Below are 1,478 nucleotides of genomic sequence, written 5' to 3'. Positions count from 1 at the left end.
CGGCGCAAGGCGGCACGCTTCATCAAGACGCCCTCCTGTCCGCGGCGGAAGACACGCTGCGCTTCGTGCTCGAGGCCGCCCGCTCCCCGCGTCTGCCCGTCACGGACGACGCGGCCTCTGCCGCGGAGGCGCGGGCATGACGCTCGGACGGCGGGAAGTCATGCTGGCCGGCCTCGGCGCCGGGCTGACCGCGGCGGTAGGCCCTCGTATGGCGCAGGCCCGCGATGACGTCGGGGCGCAGGATGCGTTCAGCACTTACGGCGTGAAACCGGCGGACGGCGCGATCAGCCAGACCGCGACGCTGCAAGACGCCGCGGACGCGGCCGCCCGCACGGGCACGCCGCTCTTTCTGCCCGCGGGCTCCTATTCGACCGCGCGGCTCACCCTCAAATCGGGCACGCATATCCACGGCGTGCCGGGGCTCACGATCCTGCGCTACATCACCGGCGGCGCCATCCTGGAGACCGAAGGCACGGACAATGTGCGCCTTGCCGGTCTCGTGCTCGACGGCGGCGGCGCATCCCTCGGCGAGAACGGCGCGCTCCTGAAGGCGACCGAGACGACGCATCTCGACGTCTCGGACTGCCGCTTCATGGACAGCAGCGAAGACGGTGTGGTGCTGCGCAAGGCATCCGGCCGCATCGCCGATTGCGAGTTCGGCGACATCGCTCACGCGGCGCTGTTCAGCGAGGACGCAAGCGGGCTCGAGATCAGCCACAACCATGTGCATGATTGCGGCGACAACGGCATCCTCGTCTGGCGCTCGGAAATCGGCGAGGACGCCACCATCGTGAGCGGCAACCGCATCGAGCGCATCGCCGCCAACAGCGGCGGCAGCGGACAGAACGGCAATGGTGTCAATATCTTCCGCGCAGGCTCTGTGATGGTGACACAGAACCGCATCGCCGACTGCGCCTTCTCCGCGATCCGCTCCAACGCCGGCTCCAACTGCCAGATGGTGGCGAACTCCTGCACGCGGCTCGGCGAGGTAGCGCTCTATGCCGAATACGGATTCGAAGGCGCGGTGATCGCCAACAATATCGTCGACACGGCGGCCATGGGCATCTCGGTCACCAACTTCAACGAGGGCGGCCGCCTCGCCGTGGTGCAAGGCAACATCGTGCGCAATCTTTTCCTGCGCAAGACGGCGAGATCCGCGGCATCGGCATCGGCGTCGAGGCCGATACAGTGGTCAACGGCAATATCATCGAGGGCGCGCCGTCCTACGGCATTCTCGTCGGCTGGGGCGACTATCTGCGCGACGTGAGCGTGACCGACAACGTGATCCGCAAAGCCCATATCGGCATCGGCGTCTCGGTGAGCCCGGAGGCAGGCACCGCGCTAATCACGGACAATCTCATCGACGGCGCCAAGGACGGCGCCATCCGCGCCATGAAAGGGCCGACTCCCCTCGGCCCCGATCTCGCCCGCGACAGCGCCGAGGCGTTTCGCAACCTCGCGGTCTACGCCAATGTGGG

The 1,478-nt window shown here is 67.7% G+C and carries 1 pseudogene; it reads left to right on the top strand.

Annotation, left to right across the window (positions count from 1 at the left end):
• Window positions 1-136 precede the first annotated feature (136 nt).
• A pseudogene (locus AUC71_RS03685) lies at window positions 137-1,478 on the top strand (TIGR03808 family TAT-translocated repetitive protein); the annotation flags it as partial.

It is taken from the genome of Methyloceanibacter marginalis (assembly GCF_001723295.1).
Lineage (GTDB): Bacteria > Pseudomonadota > Alphaproteobacteria > Rhizobiales > Methyloligellaceae > Methyloceanibacter > Methyloceanibacter marginalis.
Note: the sequence above shows the minus strand (reverse complement) of the source record. Positions and strands in the feature narration are given on the sequence as shown.